Source organism: Variovorax sp. LjRoot290 (genome assembly GCF_964253985.1).
GTDB lineage: Bacteria > Pseudomonadota > Gammaproteobacteria > Burkholderiales > Burkholderiaceae_C > Variovorax.
In genome coordinates, this window is sequence record NZ_CAXURW020000001.1 from 5,344,830 (window position 1) to 5,362,569 (window position 17,740).

Here is a 17,740-nt window from a genome sequence, read left to right on the forward strand (position 1 = left end):
GCGGGCTAGCTCCGCGCGCCGAAGCCGCGTGCCAGGAACACGGCGACCAGCGGGATCAGCACGAGCAGGTGCGCCTGGATCATCACCAGCCGCCGGGTCTTCTTGATCTCGGCCTCGCTCGGCAGGGTGCCGGTGGAACGCACCGCCTTGCGCCAGCGGAAGTAGGTCAGCGTCGGGAAGATCGAGATCACGCCGATGATGATGAAGAGCGTGAGCTTCACGTGCAGCAGCGGATTGGTCCAGTACCAGGTGGTGCCCTTCATGCCCCACCAGGTGCGCGCGACGCCGGTCGCGAGCACGGCGATGGCGGAGAAGCCGTAGACCATGTCGACCTTGGCGAGGCGCTCGACCACCGCGGCGTTGAGCCACTGCACGCGGCACAGCGCGGCTTCGCTCGAGATGAAGACCACCATCGTGAGGATGGCCAGGATGTGCAGGGAGGCAAGGATCGCTTCGAGGGTCATCGTGGTTTTTCCTGTTGTTTCGACTGCGCAGCGATTGTGCCGCCCCAGAACTCCGGCCGCGCATACTGCGCCTTCAGAAAATCGAGCCACAGCCGCACGCGCAGCGGCAGATGCTTGCGTTGCGGGAATACCGCGTAGATGCCGTTGGGCGGCGCCGCGAACTCGTCGAGCAGCGGCACCAGCAGGCCGGCGTCGATCTCGGCCTCCACCTCCCAGGTGCTGCGCCAGGCGATGCCGTGGCCGGCCAGGCACCAGTCGTGCAGCACCTGGCCGTCGGAGCAATCGAGCGGGCCGGTCGGCTTGAGGTAGATCACTTCGTGCTCGCCGCCCACGGTCGGCACGCGGAAGGCCCAGCCGCGGGTCTGCGAGGCATCGCTCGACAGGCTGAGGCAGGCGAAGCGCGCCAGCTCGCCCGGATGCCGCGGCGCGCCGTGCCGACGCACGAACTCGGGCGTGGCGACGCAGCGGCGCCGGTTGTCGGCCAGGCGCAGGCTCACCAGCGAGGAGTCCGGCAGATCGCCCACGCGCACCGCGCAGTCGTAGCTCTCGCCTGCCACGTCGATCACGCGGTCGCTGAGGTTGAGCGAGATCGTGACCTCCGGATGCAGCTCGTGGAAGCGAGGCACCAGCGGCGCGACATGGCGCCGGCCGAAGCCCGCCGGTGCCGTCACGCGCAGATGGCCGGCGGCCTTGACGCCGCCGGCGCTCACGCTGGCCTCGGCGTTCGCGAGCTCGACCAGCAGGCGCTGGCAGTCCTCGAGGAAGGCGCTGCCCTCGTGCGTGAGCGTGATGCGGCGCGTGGTGCGCAGCAGGAGCTTGACGCCCAGGCGCTCCTCCAGCGCATCCAGGCGCCGGCCCATGATCGCCGGCGCCACGCCCTCGGCCTTGGCCGCGGCCGTCAGGCTGCCGCGGGTGGCGATAGCGACGAAGGATTCGAGTTGCTTGAGTCTGTCCATGGCGGGGCGTCAATGATGCATGCGCTGCCGGCGCCACCACCCAGCTCCGAATTTTGATATTGATACTACATTGTTTGTAGCGTATGCTACTCACCATGTGGGCCATCCTGATCGTCACCCTTCCGACCCAGCCGAACGCGGTGCGCCTGCGCATCTGGCGGGCGCTCAAGGCGCTGGGGTGCGCGGCGCTGCGCGACGGCGCCTACCTGCTGCCCGACGCGCACGCATCGATCCTGGAGTCCCTGGCCGCCGAGGTGCGCGAGCACGGCGGCACGGCGTCGGTGATGACGCTCGCGCCGCGCGACGAAGCCCAGCGCGTCGAGGTGCTGGCGCAGTTCGATCGCACCGATGCCTATGCGCAGTGGCGCGAAACCGCGACGGCGCTGCAGCTCGAACTCGAAGGCCTGGCCGAAACCGAGGCCAGGCGCCGGCTGCGCGGCGTGGCCGACGCGCTGCAGGCCTTGCGCGGCATCGATTACTACCCCGGCCCGGCCGCCGAACAGGCCGAGTCCGAACTGCTGGCGCTGCGGCGCACGCTCGACGCCAGGTTCTCCAAGGGCGAACCGCAGCCGCGCCCGAACGACGGCATCGAGCGACTGGATCGGGCCCGGTTCCAGGGCAAGCGCTGGGCCACCCGCGCGCGCCCGTGGGCGGACCGGCTGGCCTGCGCCTGGCTGGTGCGGCGTTTCATCGACCCGGCGGCCGAGTTCGTCTGGCTGGACGGGGCCCGCGCCCCGGTTCGCACGCCGCGCGGCGCCATCGGCTTCGACTACGACGGCGCGCGCTTCACCCACATCGGGACGCGCGTCACCTTCGAAGTGATGGCCGCGAGCTTCGGCCTGGAATCCGATCCGAGGCTGCAGCGCGTCGCCGGTGCGGTGCACTATCTCGACGTCGGCGGCATCCCCGTGCCCGAAGCGGCCGGGCTGGAAGCGGTACTGGGCGGCCTGCGCGAAGTGCACGCCAAGGACGACAAGCTGATCGCCGCCGCGGCGGCCGTATTCGATGCGCTGTATGCGGCGCCGGGAGCATCTTCGTGAGCGCCACTTTGGAGAAAACGGGCGAGGCGATCGCCGCGCCCGACCCCGTCAGCTTCGGCGAGGCCTTCCGCTTCTGGCTCAAGCTCGGCTTCATCAGCTTCGGCGGGCCGGCGGGGCAGATCGCGATCATGCACACCGAGCTGGTCGAGCGCCGGCGCTGGATCAGCGAGAAGCGATTTCTGCACGCGCTCAACTACTGCATGCTGCTGCCCGGTCCGGAGGCCCAGCAGTTGGCCACCTACATCGGCTGGCTCATGCACCGCACCTGGGGCGGCATCGTCGCCGGCGCCTTGTTCGTGCTGCCCTCGCTCTTCATCCTGATCGCGCTGTCGTGGATCTACCTGCGCTTCGGCGACGTGCCGGTGGTGGCCGGCATCTTCTACGGCATCAAGCCGGCCGTGACGGCGCTGGTGCTGCACGCGGCGCACCGCATCGGCACGCGCGCGCTCAAGAACCCCTGGATGTGGGGCATCGCGGCGGCGGCCTTCGTGGCCATCTTCGCTTTCGACACGCCCTTCCCGGCCATCGTCCTCGCGGCCGGGCTGATCGGGCACTTCGGCGCGCGCCGGGCGCCCGCGGTGTTCGCGCTCGGCGGCGGCCACGGCAGCCAACAGCAGAGCTACGGACCGGCGCTGATCGACGACGACACGCCGACGCCGGCACACGCGCGCTTCTCGCGCAGCCACCTGGCGAAGCTGCTGGCCGTCGGGCTGGGCGCGTGGGCGCTCGCGATGGGCGCGCTCGTCGCCATCCAAGGCCTGCAGGGCACGTTGACGCAGATGGGCTGGTTCTTCACCAAGGCGGCGCTGCTGACTTTCGGCGGCGCCTACGCGGTGCTGCCCTATGTCTACCAGGGCGCGGTCGAACAGCACCATTGGCTCAGCGGCGCGCAGATGATCGACGGCCTGGCCCTGGGCGAGACGACCCCGGGCCCGCTGATCATGGTGGTGGCCTTCGTGGGCTTCGTCGGCGGATGGGCGAAGCAGGTGCTGGGACCCGATGCGCTGTTCCTCGGCGGGGCACTGGCTGCCACGGTCGTCACCTTCTTCACCTTCCTGCCCTCCTTTATCTTCATCCTGGCGGGCGGGCCACTGGTCGAGTCGACCCACGGCAAGCTGGGCTTCACCGCGCCGCTGTCCGCGATCACCGCGGCGGTGGTGGGCGTGATCCTGAATCTCGCACTGTTCTTCGCGTACCACGTGCTGTGGCCGCAGGGTTTCGGCGGCCGCTTCGATCTCGTCTCCGCCGTCATCGTCGTGGCCGCGGCCATCGCCCTGTTCCGCTTCAAGCTCGGCGTGATGCCGCTGCTCGGCGCCTGCGCACTGGCGGGGCTCGCCGTCACGTTGGGCAGGCCGCTGCTTTTCCCCTGAGGAGAGTTCCATGGATGCATCCGTCCTGCCCCCACCGATGGCGCTGGCCCTGGCCGCCAATTTCGGCAGCGTCGAGCGTTGGCGCGAGGAGTTCATCGCGATGGCCAGGACGCCCGGTGGCGCTTCGAACTCCGTGCTGCTGATGTTCCAGCCGCGCGAGGGCACGCTCGTCAATCAGCAGGCGCCCGGCGGCGACGGCATGCCGATCCTGGCCGTCGACAAGCAGGAAGACATCGAAGCGTTCATCGCCGCCATCGACTGGAATCCGGTGTACGAGCGCTACCAGGAGGCCGTGCATGCGGCGAGCGAGCCCTTCGGTGCGAGCCAGGACGAGGTCGCGGACGCCTTGCTGCTCGACGTGCGTCGCGCCGGCGTGTTCGAACAGGCGGCATCGATGATTCCCGGCGCCCGCTGGCGCGACCCGGCCGATGTCGGCGATTGGGCCGGCGAACTGCCCACCGACCGCGAGGTGGTCGTCTACTGCGTCTACGGCCACGAGGTGGGGCGCTCGACGGCGATGCGCCTGCGCGTCGCGGGCCTGCAGGCGCGCTACCTGCGCGGCGGTATCGACGGCTGGCAGAGCGCCGGGCGACCACTCGCCGCCAAGCCCGGCAAGCAAGGAGGGGCATCATGAAGTGGGTGACCCGCGAACGCCCGAAGATCGACCGCATTGCCTGCCCCTGGTTGATCCTGCGCTTCATCGACCGCGAGGCCGAGTTCCTCTACGTGCCGGCGCCGGAGGTGCTGCGCATCGCGGCGGACACCGGCGCCACGCCCTACGACATCCCAGGGGTGGAGATGAGCCATGTCGGCGAGCTGTGCAGCTTCGACGCCTTCCTGACGAAGTACCGCCTGGACGAGCCGTCGCTGCTGCAGCTGGCCGCCATCGTTCGCGGCGCCGACACCTCGCGGCCGGACCTCACGCCGCAGTCGGCGGGGCTGTACGCCATCTCGCTCGGTCTGTCCCGCATGTTTGCCGACGACCACGAGATGCTGCGCCACGGTTTGGTGATGTATGACGCGCTGTATGCGTGGTGCCGCGAGGGGCGCGGCGAAACCCACAACTGGCCGCCGCTGATGACGGCCTGAGGGGCAGGGCCCGCATGGGCTAGGACCGGTGGGAGAACAGCGGCACGCCCGCCACGGGCAGCTCGGCCGACAGCACGGTCCCGGTCGCCGATTCGGTCATCACCAGCTCCCGTGTTCCCGGCCTGAACGCCACATTGGTAACGGTCTGGCCGCCCGGACTGCGCACGAAATGCGTGATCTCGCCGCGCGCATTGAGTACGAAGGCACCGCCCAGGCTCGCATGCGCCACCACCAGGCTGCCGTCGTCCGCGAGCGCCAGGCCGTCGGGTCCGCTGGTGCCGAAGAAGCTCTGGAAGGCGCCCATCTTCGAGATGCTGCCGTCGGGCAGGAGCGGCGCGCGCCACACCTGGTTACAGCGCGTGACGGCGACGAAGAGCAGCTTGCCGTCTTCGCTCACGGCGATGCCGTTGGGGCTGGGCGCGTTGGAGAGCAGCAGATCCAGCTTGCCATCGGTGCCGAGGCGATAGACGCGGCCCGTGGGATCGTGCAGGCCGGTCTGACCCTGGTCGGTGAAGAAGAGACGGCCATCGCTATCGAACGTCAGGTCGTTCACCCCCTTGAAGGACTCGCTGTTGCGGTGCGCAAGCACGGGCTCGATCGCTCCGCTTGCCGCATCGAGCTTCAGGATGCCGCGCCGGTAGTCGGCGATCCAGAGGCTGCCGTCGGCATGGATCGCCATGCCGTTGGGCCAGCCTTCGTACTGCACGACCGGTTGCCAGTCGAGCACCGGCGTGATGCGGAAGATGCGGCCGTAGGGAATGTCGGTGACGTACAGGTTGCCGGCCCGGTCGAACACCGGCCCTTCGAGGAAGCTGTCCATCACATGGCCGGGCTTGTTGGCATCGACCCAGTCGGTGCGGCGCGGCTGTCGCAATGCATCGGGCAGCCGCGTCAGCACGCGGGCCTGGATGATTTCCGGCGGCTTGAAGCTCAGGCTCCACATGGCCCGCTCACTCCGGCTGCACGCCGGCGGCCTTGATGACCGCACCCCAGTCCTGCGTCTGGCTCTTCACGTAGTTCTGGAACTCGGCCACCGCCATGCCGCCGGGCGCCGCGCCCTGCTCGGCGAAGCGCTTGACCAGCTCGGGCGAGGCCAACGCCTTCTTCACCTCGGCCTGCAGCTTGTCGATGATTGGCTGCGGCGTGCCCTTGGGCGCGGCGATGCCGAACCAGTTGGTGGCGTTGAAGGCCTTCATGCCGGCCTCGGCACTGGTCGGCACATCGGCCAGTGCGTCGAGCCGTGTCGGCGAGGTGACCAGCAGCGCGCGCACCTTGCCGCCCTTGACCTGCGGGATGGCCGTGGGCGCGGCGGTGACCAGCACGTCGACCTGGCCCGACACCACGCCCAGCATCGCCTCGCCCGCGCCCTTGTAAGGCACGTGCGTGAGAGCCAGCTTGCCGTGCTGCTTGAAGAGCTCGCCGCCCAGATGGGTGGAGCTGCCGACGCCGCCGGAGCCGAAGGTGAGCTTGTCGGGACTCTTGCGCGCGGCATCGACCAGGTCCTGCACCGTCTTGTAGGGCGAGGCGGCGCCGACCACCAGCACCAGCGGCGCATCGACGATGGTGGTGACCGGCACCAGGCCGCTCGCGTGGTCCCACGGCAGCTTCTTGAACAGGTGCGGCAGCATCGCGTAGGTGGTGTCGTTGAGCAGGAAGCTGCTGCCGTCCGCCGGCGCCTTGGCCACCATGTCGGAGCCGATGGTGCCGCTGGCACCGGCCTTGTTCTCGACATAGAAGGACTTGCCGGTCTGCTCCGTGAGCTTCTGCGCGATCTGGCGCGCGGCGTAGTCGGTGGTGCCGCCGGGTGCGTAGGGCACGACCAGACGCACCGGCTTGTCGGGCCAGGCGGACTGGGCCATCGCGGGCAGGACGGCGAGGGTCGCGGCGCAGGCGAGCAGCGCGCGGCGTGGGATGGAAGCCATGGGTTCAGTCTCCGGTGGTGATGTTCTGCGTCTTCAGTTCGGCGATCTGCGCGTCGCTGTAGCCGACCTCCTTCAGCAGCGCGTTCGTGTGCTCGCCGAGCAGCGGTGGCTGGATGCGGATGCCCGGGCGTTCACCGCCGAGCGTGAAGGGCATCAGCGGCACCTTCGAGGTGCTGCCGTCGTTCATGCGGATCGGCGCCAGGCCGCCGGTGGCGTTGAGGTGCGGATCATCGAACAGCTCCTGCGGCTTGGTGATGGGCGCGAAGGGCAGCTCGTTCTTCTCGAACACGGCGCTCAGTTCGGCCGCGCTATGGCCCGCCAGGTGCGAGCGCAGCATCGGCATCATCCAGTCGCGCGCGAGCACGCGGTCGTTGTTGGTCTTCAAACGCGGATCGGCCAGCATCTCCTCGAGGCCGAAGGCCTTGCAGAAGATGGTCCACTGTTTGTCGCTGACGGCGGCCAGGAATATCTGCTCGCCGTCCTTGACGGTGAAGACGTCGTACACGGCCCATGCCGAGATGCGGCTGGGCATCGGATCGGCCGCTTTGCCGGTAGCGGCGAACTGCATCATGTGCTGCGCGACCAGGAAGATGTTGTTCTCGAACAGCGCCGACTGCACCTCGCAGCCGCAGCCGGTCTGCTCGCGCTGGCGCAGCGCCGCCATCGCGCCGATGGCGCCGAACATGCCGCCCATGATGTCGTTGACGCTGGTGCCGGCGCGCAGCGGGTCGCCGATGCGGCCGGTCATGTAGGCCAGGCCGCCCATCATCTGCACCACCTCGTCGAGCGCGGTGCGATGGTCGTAGGGGCCGGGCAGGAAGCCCTTGTGGCTCACGTAGATCAGGCGCGGGTTGAGCTGCTTCAGGCTCTCGTAGTCCAGCCCCAGCTTCTTCATCGTGCCGGGCTTGAAGTTCTCGCTCACGATGTCGGCGGTGGCGACGAGGCGCAGCGCAGCCTCGACGCCCTCGGGCTTCTTGAGGTCGAGCGCGATGCTCTTCTTGTTGCGGTTGAAGGTCGGGAAGAAGCCGGCGCCGGAGCCCAGCAGGCGCCGCGTGGCATCGCCTTCGATCGGCTCGACCTTGATGACCTCGGCGCCGAGATCGGCCAGCAGCATGCCGCAGGTAGGGCCCATCACCATGTGGGTGAATTCGACGACACGGACGCCTTCGTACGGCAGGGGAGCGGTGCTTTCAGACATGTGCTTTTCCTTGAATGAATCCCTTGGGCAGGCCGGCCTCGGGCGTCATGCCGTAGACCGGCTCGCCCGGCAGGCCGGCCATGAGCGGCGCGCGCGCTGCGATGAGTTTTTCGATGTCGATGCCGGTGGCAACGCCCATGGCCTCGAACATGAAGACCAGGTCTTCGGTGACGACGTTGCCGGATGCGCCGGGCGCATAGGGACAGCCGCCGAGGCCGCCGAGCGAGGCATCGAAAGTGCGCACGCCTTCTTCGTAGGCCGCGAGGCAGTTGGCCAGGCCCAGGCCGCGCGTGTTGTGCATGTGGGCGGCGCCGGCCTTGTCGCCGAGCTCGGCGCGCAGGCGCCTGAAGAGACGGCGCACCTGCGCCGGGTTGGCATAGCCGACCGTATCGGAGAGCCCCGATTCGTCGGCGCCGGCGGCCACGCATTGCGCGGCCAGCCAAATGACTTCGTCTTCCGGCACCTCGCCCTGCAGCGTGCAGCCGAAGGCGGTCGAGATGCCGGCCTCGAGTTTCACCTGCGGCGCGATCTCGCGGCGCAGTTCGGCGATGGCGCGCACCTCTTCGACCATCTCTTCGCGCGTCTTGCGCACGTTGGCCAGCGAATGCGCGGCGCTGGCCGACACCGGCATCGTGAGCTTGTGCACGCCCGCCGCGAGCGCGGCTTCGGCGCCCTTGCGATTGGGCACCAAGGCCATCACCGTGAGGCCGGGCAGCGTGACGGCGTGGCGCACCACCTCGGCAGCGTCGGCCATCTGCGGCAGCAGGCGGGCCGGCACGAAGGAAGCGACTTCGATCTCGCGCACGCCGGCGGCGTACAGGGCATCGATCCAGCGCAGCTTGTCCGCCGTGGGCATCGTCGCCTTGACGGACTGCAAGCCGTCGCGCGGGCCGACCTCGCTGATGAGGACATCGGGACTTGTCATCGGGCTTGTCTCCTTGAAGGGCGCTTGACAGTTCTATCTAACAGAACTAAATTCTGTTTTACAGAATTAGACCGCAGCACGCCCTCCACTGTCAACCCGAAGCCATGCCCCGCAAAGCCCACACCGAATCGGTCTCCGACCTCAACGCCGCGCCGGGCGGCGCCGCTGCGGTCGATCGGGCGCTGAGCCTACTTTCATGCTTCCAGCCCGGCGACGAGGCGCTGACGCTGGCGCAGTTCGCCGAACGCACGCAGCTCTACAAGAGCACGGTGCTGCGCCTGCTCGCCTCGCTCGAGCATGCGCGCCTGATCCGCCGGCAGGAGGACGGCCGCTATGCGCTCGGCATGGAGATCGCGCGGCTGCACGGCCTTTACGCGGCCTCGCTCTCGCTCGACCGCATCGTGCCTCCGGTGCTGCGCGAGCTGGTCGCAGCCACCGGCGAGAGCGCGTCCTACCACGTGCGTCAGGACCAGGGCGACAGCTGGGCGCGCCTGTGCCTCTACCGCGTCGATTCACCGCACGTGGTACGCGACCACGTGCGCGCCGGCGACCTGCTGCCCAACGACCGCGGCGCCGGCGCCCGCATCCTGATCGCCTTCGGCCCCGAGGCCGAACGCCCGCGCGGCAGCAAGGAGCGCAAGCTCTACGACGCCATCCGCGCCCAGGGCTACTGCGCGATGGTCGGCGACCGCTCGGCCGAACTGGGCGGCATTTCGGCGCCGGTGTTCCACGCCGACGGCCGCCTGGCCGCGGCGCTCACGCTGACGATGCCGGCGCATCGCTATGACGAGCGGCACATCGAACCCGTGCGCGCCGCCGCGAGCCGACTCAGCGGGCAGGTTTGAAGGACCGGACTTTGCCGAGCGGGATCAGCGTGCTGGCGCGTTGTCGCGGAGCGCGTCAAGCACGGCCTCGTTCTGCTCGGCCAGGCCGACCGTGATGCGCAGCCAGTGCGGCAGGCCGTAGTTGTCGAGCAGCGAGACCTCGATGCCGGCGGCCAGCAGGCGCGCATGCACGGTGCGCCCCTCCCCGACCTGCACCATCACGAAGTTGCCCGACGACGGAATGGAAGCCAGCCTGAGCTCGTGCAGCCCGTTCGCGAGTTGCGCCCGCCCGATGGTGTTGAGCTGGTAGCTGCGCGCGAGAAAGGCCGCGTCAGCCAGCGCCGCCACCGCTGCGGCCTGGGCCGGCGTGCTCACGTTGAAGCGCGGCCGCTGTGCATTCAGGCGCGCTGCCAGCGCCGGCTGCGCGACGCCGTAGCCGATGCGCAGCCCGGCCAGCCCGTAGGCCTTGGAAAAGGTGCGCGCCACGATCAGATTCGGGAAGCGCCGCACCCAGGCGATGCTGTCGTAGCGTTGTGCCGGCGCGAGGTACTCGGTGTAGGCCTCGTCGAGCAGCACCGTGACGTGCGCCGGCACCGCCTGCAGGAATTCGAGCAGCGGGCCCGCTTCGATGAAGGTGCCGGTCGGGTTGTTGGGATTGGCCACGAAGACCAGGCGCGTGTCTTCGCCGATGGCCGCCCGCATGGCGTCGAGGTCGTGGCCGAAATCGCGCGCCGGCACCACGGTGCTTCTCGCATGGGCATGGGCCGCCGCCTGCGCATAGACGATGAAGCCGTATTGCGAATAGACCACGCCTTCGCCGGGCTTGACGCTCACCTGCGCCGCCAGCTCGAGGAGCTCGCTCGAGCCGCTGCCCAACGTCAGCCAGTCCATCGGCACGTCCAGCCGCGAGGCCAGCGCATGCTTGAGCGCGGTGCCGTTGCTGTCGGGATAGTTGCCCGCGCCTTCCATCGCTGCTGCTGCGGCGCGGCGCGCCGATTCGGGCATGCCGAGCGGGTTTTCGTTGGATGCCAGCAGGATCATCGCTTCGAATCGTAATTATTTAAGAAGTTAAATTATCCGGGGCATGTACATCGCTCCTATCAGGGCCTACCCTTTGAGCCGAAGCCTGGGCGGGCCGCGATTACCTTCAATTTGGTCATTGATAAAACCCACGCACGGCTCTTACTGATCAGCCAGGTATCGAATAAAGTCTTCGGCTGCATTCGATTTCAAGGAGTAGAGAACATGACCGCCCGCACCACCGTCCACGGCCTCCAGGTCGCCGACGAGCTCCATCGCTTCATCGAAGACAAGGTGCTGCCCGCCACCGGCGTGGCCAGCGCGACCTTCTGGAAGGGCTTCGACGCGATCGTCGGCGAGCTCGCGCCGAAGAACATCGCGCTCCTGGCCGAACGCGACCGGCTGCAGTCCGAAATGGACGCCTGGCACAAGGCCCACCCCGGTCCGATCGCCGACATGCGGGCGTATCGCACCTTCCTCGAGAAGATCGGCTACCTGCTGCCGCAACCCAAGGACGTGAAGGCCAGCACCGCCAACGTCGACGCCGAACTCGCGCTGCAGGCCGGCCCGCAGTTGGTGGTGCCTATCCTCAATGCGCGCTACGCGCTCAACGCCGCCAACGCACGCTGGGGCTCGCTGTACGACGCGCTCTACGGCACCGACGCGATCCCCGAGACCGGCGGCGCCGAGAAGGGCAAGGGCTACAACCCGGCGCGCGGCGCCAAGGTGATCGCCTTCGCGCGCGGCGTGCTCGACCAGGCGGCCCCGCTCGAGAACGGCTCGCACAAGAACGCGACCGGCTACTCGGTCAAGGACGGCCAGCTCGTGGTGGCGCTGCAAAGCAGCAGCACCCACCTCGCCGACCCGGCGCAGTTCGCCGGCTACCAGGGCGACGCGGCGGCGCCGAAGTCGGTGCTCATCAAGCACAACGGCATCCATATCGACATCCAGATCGACCGCACGACCGCGATCGGCAAGACCGACCCCGCCGGCATCAGCGACGTGGTGCTCGAAGCCGCGCTCTCCACCATCCTCGACCTCGAGGACTCGGTGGCCGTGGTCGATGCCGCCGACAAGGTGCTCGCCTACTCGAACTGGCTCGGCATCCTGCAGGGCACGCTGACCGAGGAAGTCGCCAAGGGCGGCAAGACCTTCACGCGCGGCCTGAACCCCGACCGCGAATACACAGGCGCCGACGGCCGGCCGGTCAGCCTGCACGGCCGCTCGCTGATGTTCGTGCGCAACGTGGGCCACCTGATGACCAACCCGGCCATCCTCTATGGCGGCGGCAAGGAGATTCCGGAAGGGATCATGGACGCGGTGATCACCACCACCATCGCCACCGTCGACCTGAAGCGCAAGGGCAACTCGCGCACCGGCTCCGTCTATATCGTGAAGCCGAAGATGCACGGCCCGGCCGAAGTGGCCTTCGCGAGCGAGCTCTTCGGCCGCGTCGAAGAGATGCTGGGCCTGCCGGCCAACACCGTGAAGCTCGGCATCATGGACGAGGAGCGCCGCACCAGCGTCAACCTCAAGGCCTGCATCGCCGAGGCGGCCGCGCGCGTGGCCTTCATCAACACCGGCTTCCTCGACCGCACCGGCGACGAGATGCACACCGCCATGCACGCCGGCCCGATGCTGCGCAAGGGCGACATGAAGACCACGCCGTGGATCCAGGCCTACGAGAAGAACAACGTGCTGGTGGGCCTGTCGTGCGGCCTGCGCGGCAAGGCGCAGATCGGCAAGGGCATGTGGGCCATGCCCGACTTGATGGCCGCGATGCTGGAACAGAAGATCGGCCATCCCAAGGCCGGCGCCAACACCGCCTGGGTGCCCTCGCCCACTGCCGCCACGCTGCACGCGCTGCACTACCACCAGGTGAGCGTGGCGAATGTCCAGAAGGAGCTGGAGAAGATCGACGCCAACGCCGAGCGCGACAACATCCTGGGCGACCTGCTCAAGGTGCCGGTCGTGCCCGAAGCGAAGTGGTCGGCCGAGGAGCGCCAGCAGGAGCTCGACAACAACGTGCAGGGCATCCTCGGCTACGTGGTGCGCTGGATCGACCAGGGCGTGGGCTGCTCCAAGGTGCCCGACATCCACAACGTGGGCCTGATGGAAGACCGCGCCACGCTGCGCATCTCGAGCCAGCACATCGCCAACTGGCTGCTGCACGGCGTGGTGACCAAAGAGCAGGTCGACGCCACCTTCCAGCGCATGGCCGCGGTGGTCGACGGGCAGAACGCCGGCGATCCGCTCTACCAGAACATGGCCGGCAACTTCGCGACCTCGGCCGCGTACAAGGCGGCGCAGGAACTGGTGTTCAAGGGCATCGCGCAGCCGAGCGGCTACACGGAGCCGCTGTTGCATGCTTGGCGGTTGAAGGTGAAGGCGGGCGAGGCCTGACGCCGAGTCTTCAGGCGCCGCCGGCCAGGCGCGACTGCACCTCCCGGCGGCTGAGCTGCCGCTTGGCGACCGCGTACACGCAGTCCTGTCCATACATGGCGCGCGTCGCCGGCACACCGGGCGCCGGCGGCTGGCGCGCGTGCGCGCGGGTCACCTTGCAGCGGCGCAGCACGTCATAGCGCTCTGCCGTCGCTCCCGTGCCGAGCGGCAGCGGCGCGAGCCTCACTTCGAACCAGCAGCCATCGACCCGATGCCACTGCGTGACGCTGTCGATCACGTGGTACTCGGCATAGGGTTGGTCCGTGTGCCGCTGCGCCCGTCGCGCCCGCTCCTGCTGCCGCGCCTTGTGCTGGCCTCGATTCGGCAACAACACGCCGGTGACGGGGTGAACGAACAGTTCGGTGTATGAATGCTCGCGCACCGGCACCCACGCCGGAGGTCCAGGCCAACGGCGCCAGACCATCACCATGCCATCGATCCATCGCGTCTCGCGTTCGACGAACTGGTCGACGTGCTGATGGATGTGGGCCTGCACCGTGTTGCGACGGTCGATACCCCTGCACAGCTCGGAATACACCGCGTCCCACGGCCGGTGCGCCTGCTTGTGCAACCAGCGCTTGAGCGGCGCGAGGTTCTCGTTGAAACCCTTGGGGTGCGCGTATCCGCGCTGCATGCCCAAGTGCGCGCCGCGATCCCTGCTGTTGCGCCAGATGCGCCCGTCGCCCTGCACGCCGCCGCCGCGACGGGGGCGCTCGACGATGACCTTGTCCATGTCCTCGCGCATCTCAAGGCTCCTCGACCCATCGCACGGCTTTTTGCAAGGCCACGCGTTGCGCGCGCCGTTCGGCGCGGCGGCTGCGCAAATGCCGGCCTGCACCCTGGCTCGACGCGCGATGCGCCATCGCGGCAACCACGGGGTTGCGCGGCGCCGGCGCGGCCGGCAGCGGAAAGTAAAAACGGGCGAGACGTTTGTCGTCGTCACGCGCCCTGCGTCGCGAACTCATATCCGCACTCCAAAAAACAAAGCCCCGGCAGATGGCTGCGCCGGGGCCGTTGTGTCGACGGGCCGCGGCGGGACGTATGCACGTCCGGCCGGGGCGGTCGGAGTGCGAGTCAGAAGTTCAGAAAACGGTTCATGGAAAGTAAAGCTCGTCAGGGAGGTTGATCGTCACCGGACGCACAGCAAACGCTTGCTGAAACGAAGCGCGGATTGTGGCGAGACCGGCCACCGCCTGCAAGCGCAGAGCCGGTGGTTGTGGCGCGAAGACGACGGCGGTTGCGTTCGTGTGGCTACTCGGACTGCGCGCGCGCGCGCGCGCGCTCCAGCGTCCGTCCTACCTCGGCCGGATCCATCCCATACATCTCCGCGAACTCCGCCACGCTGCGCCCGCTGGCCTCGAAGGCACGCAGCAGCGCCTCGCGCTTGGCGGTGCGCGCACCCCATTCGGCGAAGGCCTCGTCGAGCACGGCGTTCGATGCCTCGTCGTTCGTGCGAACGACGAGCATGTATTCCTCGCGCGAGAGGCCCGAGGCTTCGATGGCTTCGACCAGCCGCGCGCGCAGTTGGGGCCGCAAGTCGTCGGCCGTGCGCGCCTGACGCCGGCGGAACACTTCGAGGATCGCGTGGTGAACATGCTCGGGCGCGACGTCTTCCACTGGTACGCCATTCAGGTCATGGCGCTTCTCCCCCGCGGCCACCGCCTCGAGGTAGCGGGTGGAGCGCGCATGAAGGCCCAGCGCGATCTTCAGGTCCTCCTTCTTGAATTCGTCGGGGTGCAGCGCCAGCAGGTCCTGGAACACGCCGAGCTTGAGCGGCAGGAAACGCGCGCCGAACATCTTCGGGTAGAGCTCGAACAGGCGTTCGAGCACGGGGTTCACCTTGCGCGGACGCGGCGGGGCCTTGGGCGCCTTGGCGTCCTGGGACTTGGGCTTGCGGCGGGGGCGGCCGCCTTCCTTCTTCTTTTCGGTGGTCGGTGCGGGAGCGGTGTCGGTCATCAGAAAAAACTTTTCTCTCGATATGGTTGCCCCGGACTGTAATGCCGCGTGGTCTCCTTCCTACAGGACTGCGCGCCGGGTGCCGACCCGGCGCATGCACAGGGGTCGCCTAAGTTGAACGCAGCTGGTCATTCGGGCCGGCGCATTCCATCGAACCCTCAGTCTGTCCTCAAGGAGTAATCGCATGAACGCACGCAAGCATCTTCTCGCCGTCCTCGCGCTAGGCGCCAGCGGCTTTGCCTTTGCGCAGGCCACGCCACCGACGACTTCGTCACCCGATCCGGCCACCGCCGTCGGCCAGCAAAGTCCCGCGGGCGGCCCGATGGGCTCGACCGGCACCTCCGTGGCGCAAGCTCAGACGCCGACAAGCCCGGGCACGACCACAAGCCCGAGCCAAAGCCAGGCACCTGCAGCCATGCCCGCGCCCAGCACCGACACCACGACGCCGGCACCGATGTCTCCGCCGCGCGCAGACCGCAACTGAGGTGCTGTGAGATAGCATTTTTCGCCACGAGCCGGGCTGCATGCCCGGCTTTTTCAGTCCATTCGGAGTCGACGCATTGAAGCGCTTCACCTCTTTCGTCCTTTGTCTGGCGGCTTGCTCGGCTGCCGTCGCAGCAGCGGATGCGCCCGCCGAGATCGCGCAGTTCGCGCAGCGCGCGGTGGCCACGGGCGACAGCGCCCAGCGGCCGTTCGCGATCGTGGACAAGCGCAACGCGAGAGTTTTCGTGTTCGATGCCGACGGCCGCCTGCGCGGCGACGCGCCGGTGCTGCTGGGCCTGGCCCGCGGCGATCGATCGGTGCCGGGCATCGGCGAACGCAAGATGTCGGAGATACGCCCCGAGGAGCGCACCACGCCGGCCGGCCGCTTCGTCTCCGAGCCGGGGCGCAACATGCAGGGCGAAGACATCGTCTGGGTCGACTACGGCGCGGCCGTGTCGATGCACCGTGTGCGCGCCACCGAGAAGTCCGAGCGCCGCCTCGAACGCCTGGCTTCTCCCGGCGTCGACGACAACCGCATTTCCTACGGCTGCATCAATGTGCCGGCCGATTTCTACGACGCGTATGTGAAACCTGCACTCGGTGCCTCGCGCGGCCTGGTCTATGTGCTGCCCGAGACCGCTCCCGCCGCCGACCTGTTCAGCTTCGCGGCCCATGCGCGCTGAACCTCAAGCGCGCTGCGCCGCCTCGGCCTCGGCGCGCAGCCAGCGCACGAAATCTTGCGCGTCGGCATTGCCGGCCGCGCGGCGCGAACTCTCGATGAAGTAGGCGCGACGCGATGCAGCGCCTTCGCTGAAGGGCGCCACCAACTGCCCGCTCTGCACCAGCTCGCGCAACAGCGGCAGGCGGCCGATCACCACGCCCTGCCCAGCCACGGCGGCCGCCACCGCGTCGGTGTACTGGGTGAAGCGCATGGTGTTCTTCATGCGCAGTTCGGGCAGGCCCATCACCTCGAACCAGGGTTCCCAATCGACAGTGGGCGCCTCGCTGTGCTTCGGCATCTCGATGGTCAGCAGGGTCTGGTCCGCCAGATCGTCCGGCACCCGCAGCAGGGCGGCCACCTGCGGCGCGCACAGGGGCATCACCGACTCCTCGAACAGCGCGGGACCGGTGCCGCGTTCGATCGGCACGAAGCGCACCGCGATGTCGAGACGGCTGCGCTCAAGGTCGAGCACTTCGAGCGTGGCCGAGAGCCGCACGTCGACCAGCGGATGGTTGGCCGTGAAGCGCGCCAGGCGCGGGATGAGCCAGAAGGACGCGAAGCCCGGCGTACAGGTGATCGCGACCTGGCGCGGAGCCGGCGCGGCGCGCAGCCGCGCGGTGGCGTCGCGCAGCCGCTCCAGGCTTTCGACCACGGCGCGCTGCAATACGCCGCCGGCCTCCGTCAGCGCCAGCGCTCGATGGCGGCGCTCGAACAGCAGCACGCCGAGGCTGGCTTCGAGCTGCTGGATCTGGCGGCTGACTGCCGACTGGGTGAGAAAAAGCTCGCCGGCCGCCTGGGTGAAGCTCAGCGTGCGCGCCGCCGCCTCGAAGCTGCGCAGCAGCTCCAGGGGCGGCAGGTCGGCCGCGGCGGAAAAGAGTTTCGCATTCTCAGCACGCATGCAACGAGTTCCGGATGACCGTGTGACATACAGGGACTCACTCACTATATTCATTCTCATACCGAATGCAAAGGAGTCCGCCATGACAACCGACACCAGCCGCTTCCACCTGAGCCTGGCGAAGCGCGCCATCTTCACCCTGCCCGACGCAGCCGGCGTCGGCATCGAGTGCCGCAGCGGCACCGTCTGGGTCACGCTCGACAACGATCCGCGCGACGTGGTGCTGGAGCCCGGCGAGCGCTTCGAAGGCGATTCGCACCGGCGCATGTTGGTGTCGGCGCTGGAGCCGTCGTGCATCACCGTCTCCGGCTCGCGGCCGGCGGCGCTGCCGGCACATTCGGCCAAGCCGCGCGAACGGTCGCCTTGGCGACTCCGGCCCCACGGGATGTCCCCGGCTTGACCATGGGGGCCCGAGCGTAGAACTATCGACGC

Annotated in this window: 20 protein-coding genes; 9 read left to right on the top strand and 11 right to left on the bottom strand. The window is 68.6% G+C overall.

The features are described from left to right. Window positions 1-5: 5 nt before the first annotated feature. A complete protein-coding gene (locus ACSQ9A_RS26385) occupies window positions 6-464 on the bottom strand; it encodes a DUF2214 family protein (RefSeq protein WP_436305858.1) in 459 nt (152 codons plus the stop codon). Continuing rightward, the gene (locus ACSQ9A_RS26390; RefSeq protein WP_436305859.1) at window positions 461-1,420 is read right to left on the bottom strand and encodes a LysR family transcriptional regulator; all 960 of its coding nucleotides are present in this window, start codon (window positions 1,418-1,420) and stop codon (window positions 461-463) included. The genes ACSQ9A_RS26385 and ACSQ9A_RS26390 overlap by 4 nt, the downstream gene beginning before the upstream one ends. A gap of 95 nt (window positions 1,421-1,515) precedes the next feature. On the opposite strand from ACSQ9A_RS26390, the gene ACSQ9A_RS26395 reads away from it, so the two are divergent. From ACSQ9A_RS26395 to ACSQ9A_RS26410, 4 genes are read left to right on the top strand one after another with little or no spacing between them, the layout of a single operon-like run. Then, the gene (locus ACSQ9A_RS26395; protein ID WP_436305860.1) at window positions 1,516-2,460 is read left to right on the top strand and encodes a chromate resistance protein ChrB domain-containing protein; all 945 of its coding nucleotides are present in this window, start codon (window positions 1,516-1,518) and stop codon (window positions 2,458-2,460) included. Continuing rightward, a complete protein-coding gene (chrA, locus tag ACSQ9A_RS26400) occupies window positions 2,457-3,830 on the top strand; it encodes a chromate efflux transporter (protein WP_436305861.1) in 1,374 nt (457 codons plus the stop codon). Before ACSQ9A_RS26395 ends, chrA begins: the two co-directional genes overlap by 4 nt. A gap of 10 nt (window positions 3,831-3,840) precedes the next feature. Then, on the top strand, window positions 3,841-4,464 hold the full coding sequence (locus ACSQ9A_RS26405) for a rhodanese-like domain-containing protein (protein ID WP_436305862.1): 624 nt from the start codon (window positions 3,841-3,843) through the stop codon (window positions 4,462-4,464). Further along, a complete protein-coding gene (locus ACSQ9A_RS26410; RefSeq protein WP_436305863.1) occupies window positions 4,461-4,919 on the top strand; it encodes a chromate resistance protein ChrB domain-containing protein in 459 nt (152 codons plus the stop codon). The genes ACSQ9A_RS26405 and ACSQ9A_RS26410 overlap by 4 nt, the downstream gene beginning before the upstream one ends. A gap of 19 nt (window positions 4,920-4,938) precedes the next feature. Here the strand turns inward: ACSQ9A_RS26410 and ACSQ9A_RS26415 are convergent, their stop codons facing one another. Genes ACSQ9A_RS26415 through ACSQ9A_RS26430 form a run of 4 tightly spaced genes read right to left on the bottom strand, consistent with a single transcriptional unit; the run spans window position 4,939 to window position 8,964 of the window. Further along, window positions 4,939-5,862 (bottom strand): SMP-30/gluconolactonase/LRE family protein, encoded by a 924-nt coding sequence (locus tag ACSQ9A_RS26415; RefSeq protein ID WP_436305864.1) that lies wholly within the window; start codon window positions 5,860-5,862, stop codon window positions 4,939-4,941. A 7-nt stretch (window positions 5,863-5,869) separates the two neighbouring features. Continuing rightward, a complete protein-coding gene (locus ACSQ9A_RS26420; protein WP_436305865.1) occupies window positions 5,870-6,841 on the bottom strand; it encodes a Bug family tripartite tricarboxylate transporter substrate binding protein in 972 nt (323 codons plus the stop codon). Window positions 6,842-6,845: 4 nt separating this feature from the next. Next, window positions 6,846-8,039, bottom strand: coding sequence for a CaiB/BaiF CoA transferase family protein (locus ACSQ9A_RS26425; protein WP_436305866.1), 1,194 nt, complete (start codon window positions 8,037-8,039; stop codon window positions 6,846-6,848). Next, window positions 8,032-8,964 (bottom strand): hydroxymethylglutaryl-CoA lyase, encoded by a 933-nt coding sequence (locus ACSQ9A_RS26430; RefSeq protein ID WP_436305867.1) that lies wholly within the window; start codon window positions 8,962-8,964, stop codon window positions 8,032-8,034. The genes ACSQ9A_RS26425 and ACSQ9A_RS26430 overlap by 8 nt, the downstream gene beginning before the upstream one ends. A 104-nt stretch (window positions 8,965-9,068) precedes the next feature. On the opposite strand from ACSQ9A_RS26430, the gene ACSQ9A_RS26435 reads away from it, so the two are divergent. Further along, window positions 9,069-9,809 carry an IclR family transcriptional regulator gene (locus ACSQ9A_RS26435; RefSeq protein WP_093109972.1) on the top strand — a complete coding sequence of 247 codons (741 nt, stop codon included), beginning with the start codon at window positions 9,069-9,071 and terminating at the stop codon, window positions 9,807-9,809. 24 nt (window positions 9,810-9,833) lie between these two features. On the opposite strand, the gene hisC is transcribed toward ACSQ9A_RS26435, so the two are convergent. Next, the gene (gene hisC / locus ACSQ9A_RS26440) at window positions 9,834-10,829 is read right to left on the bottom strand and encodes a histidinol-phosphate transaminase (protein WP_436305868.1); all 996 of its coding nucleotides are present in this window, start codon (window positions 10,827-10,829) and stop codon (window positions 9,834-9,836) included. A gap of 204 nt (window positions 10,830-11,033) precedes the next feature. Here hisC and ACSQ9A_RS26445 point away from each other — a divergent pair, with 204 nt between their 5' ends. Continuing rightward, window positions 11,034-13,211, top strand: a complete 2,178-nt coding sequence (locus ACSQ9A_RS26445) for a malate synthase G (RefSeq protein WP_436305869.1) — start codon at window positions 11,034-11,036, stop codon at window positions 13,209-13,211. 10 nt (window positions 13,212-13,221) lie between these two features. On the opposite strand, the gene ACSQ9A_RS26450 is transcribed toward ACSQ9A_RS26445, so the two are convergent. From ACSQ9A_RS26450 to ACSQ9A_RS26460, 3 genes are all read right to left on the bottom strand, one after another. Then, complete coding sequence (locus ACSQ9A_RS26450; protein WP_093109969.1) at window positions 13,222-13,995, bottom strand: hypothetical protein; 774 nt, start codon at window positions 13,993-13,995, stop codon at window positions 13,222-13,224. Between the two features lies 1 nt (window position 13,996). After that, a complete protein-coding gene (locus tag ACSQ9A_RS26455; RefSeq protein ID WP_436305870.1) occupies window positions 13,997-14,215 on the bottom strand; it encodes a hypothetical protein in 219 nt (72 codons plus the stop codon). Window positions 14,216-14,501: 286 nt separating this feature from the next. Beyond that, window positions 14,502-15,206: a ProQ/FINO family protein gene (locus tag ACSQ9A_RS26460; RefSeq protein ID WP_436305871.1), complete on the bottom strand. Its 705-nt coding sequence runs from the start codon at window positions 15,204-15,206 to the stop codon at window positions 14,502-14,504. A gap of 184 nt (window positions 15,207-15,390) precedes the next feature. Between ACSQ9A_RS26460 and ACSQ9A_RS26465 the strand changes: the two genes are divergently transcribed. Together ACSQ9A_RS26465 and ACSQ9A_RS26470 are read left to right on the top strand one after the other, a co-directional pair. Continuing rightward, the gene (locus ACSQ9A_RS26465; protein ID WP_436305872.1) at window positions 15,391-15,690 is read left to right on the top strand and encodes a proteophosphoglycan ppg4; all 300 of its coding nucleotides are present in this window, start codon (window positions 15,391-15,393) and stop codon (window positions 15,688-15,690) included. Between the two features lie 76 nt (window positions 15,691-15,766). Then, entirely contained in the window at window positions 15,767-16,372 is a 606-nt protein-coding gene (locus tag ACSQ9A_RS26470) for a L,D-transpeptidase (RefSeq protein ID WP_436305873.1), read from the top strand. Between the two features lie 3 nt (window positions 16,373-16,375). Here ACSQ9A_RS26470 and ACSQ9A_RS26475 read toward each other — a convergent pair whose 3' ends face one another. After that, window positions 16,376-17,308: a LysR substrate-binding domain-containing protein gene (locus ACSQ9A_RS26475; protein ID WP_436305874.1), complete on the bottom strand. Its 933-nt coding sequence runs from the start codon at window positions 17,306-17,308 to the stop codon at window positions 16,376-16,378. 82 nt (window positions 17,309-17,390) lie between these two features. On the opposite strand from ACSQ9A_RS26475, the gene ACSQ9A_RS26480 reads away from it, so the two are divergent. Next, a complete protein-coding gene (locus ACSQ9A_RS26480) occupies window positions 17,391-17,708 on the top strand; it encodes a DUF2917 domain-containing protein (RefSeq protein WP_436305875.1) in 318 nt (105 codons plus the stop codon). Window positions 17,709-17,740 lie beyond the last annotated feature (32 nt).

Coding starts and splice junctions, on each gene's coding strand:
- ACSQ9A_RS26385 (WP_436305858.1), bottom strand. CDS start 464: ATGACCCTCGAAGCGATCCTTGCCTCCCTGCACATCCTGGCCATCCTC.
- ACSQ9A_RS26390 (WP_436305859.1), bottom strand. CDS start 1,420: ATGGACAGACTCAAGCAACTCGAATCCTTCGTCGCTATCGCCACCCGC.
- ACSQ9A_RS26395 (WP_436305860.1), top strand. CDS start 1,516: ATGTGGGCCATCCTGATCGTCACCCTTCCGACCCAGCCGAACGCGGTG.
- ACSQ9A_RS26405 (WP_436305862.1), top strand. CDS start 3,841: ATGGATGCATCCGTCCTGCCCCCACCGATGGCGCTGGCCCTGGCCGCC.
- ACSQ9A_RS26410 (WP_436305863.1), top strand. CDS start 4,461: ATGAAGTGGGTGACCCGCGAACGCCCGAAGATCGACCGCATTGCCTGC.
- ACSQ9A_RS26415 (WP_436305864.1), bottom strand. CDS start 5,862: ATGTGGAGCCTGAGCTTCAAGCCGCCGGAAATCATCCAGGCCCGCGTG.
- ACSQ9A_RS26420 (WP_436305865.1), bottom strand. CDS start 6,841: ATGGCTTCCATCCCACGCCGCGCGCTGCTCGCCTGCGCCGCGACCCTC.
- ACSQ9A_RS26425 (WP_436305866.1), bottom strand. CDS start 8,039: ATGTCTGAAAGCACCGCTCCCCTGCCGTACGAAGGCGTCCGTGTCGTC.
- ACSQ9A_RS26430 (WP_436305867.1), bottom strand. CDS start 8,964: ATGACAAGTCCCGATGTCCTCATCAGCGAGGTCGGCCCGCGCGACGGC.
- ACSQ9A_RS26435 (WP_093109972.1), top strand. CDS start 9,069: ATGCCCCGCAAAGCCCACACCGAATCGGTCTCCGACCTCAACGCCGCG.
- hisC (WP_436305868.1), bottom strand. CDS start 10,829: ATGATCCTGCTGGCATCCAACGAAAACCCGCTCGGCATGCCCGAATCG.
- ACSQ9A_RS26445 (WP_436305869.1), top strand. CDS start 11,034: ATGACCGCCCGCACCACCGTCCACGGCCTCCAGGTCGCCGACGAGCTC.
- ACSQ9A_RS26450 (WP_093109969.1), bottom strand. CDS start 13,995: ATGCGCGAGGACATGGACAAGGTCATCGTCGAGCGCCCCCGTCGCGGC.
- ACSQ9A_RS26455 (WP_436305870.1), bottom strand. CDS start 14,215: ATGAGTTCGCGACGCAGGGCGCGTGACGACGACAAACGTCTCGCCCGT.
- ACSQ9A_RS26460 (WP_436305871.1), bottom strand. CDS start 15,206: ATGACCGACACCGCTCCCGCACCGACCACCGAAAAGAAGAAGGAAGGC.
- ACSQ9A_RS26465 (WP_436305872.1), top strand. CDS start 15,391: ATGAACGCACGCAAGCATCTTCTCGCCGTCCTCGCGCTAGGCGCCAGC.
- ACSQ9A_RS26475 (WP_436305874.1), bottom strand. CDS start 17,308: ATGCGTGCTGAGAATGCGAAACTCTTTTCCGCCGCGGCCGACCTGCCG.
- ACSQ9A_RS26480 (WP_436305875.1), top strand. CDS start 17,391: ATGACAACCGACACCAGCCGCTTCCACCTGAGCCTGGCGAAGCGCGCC.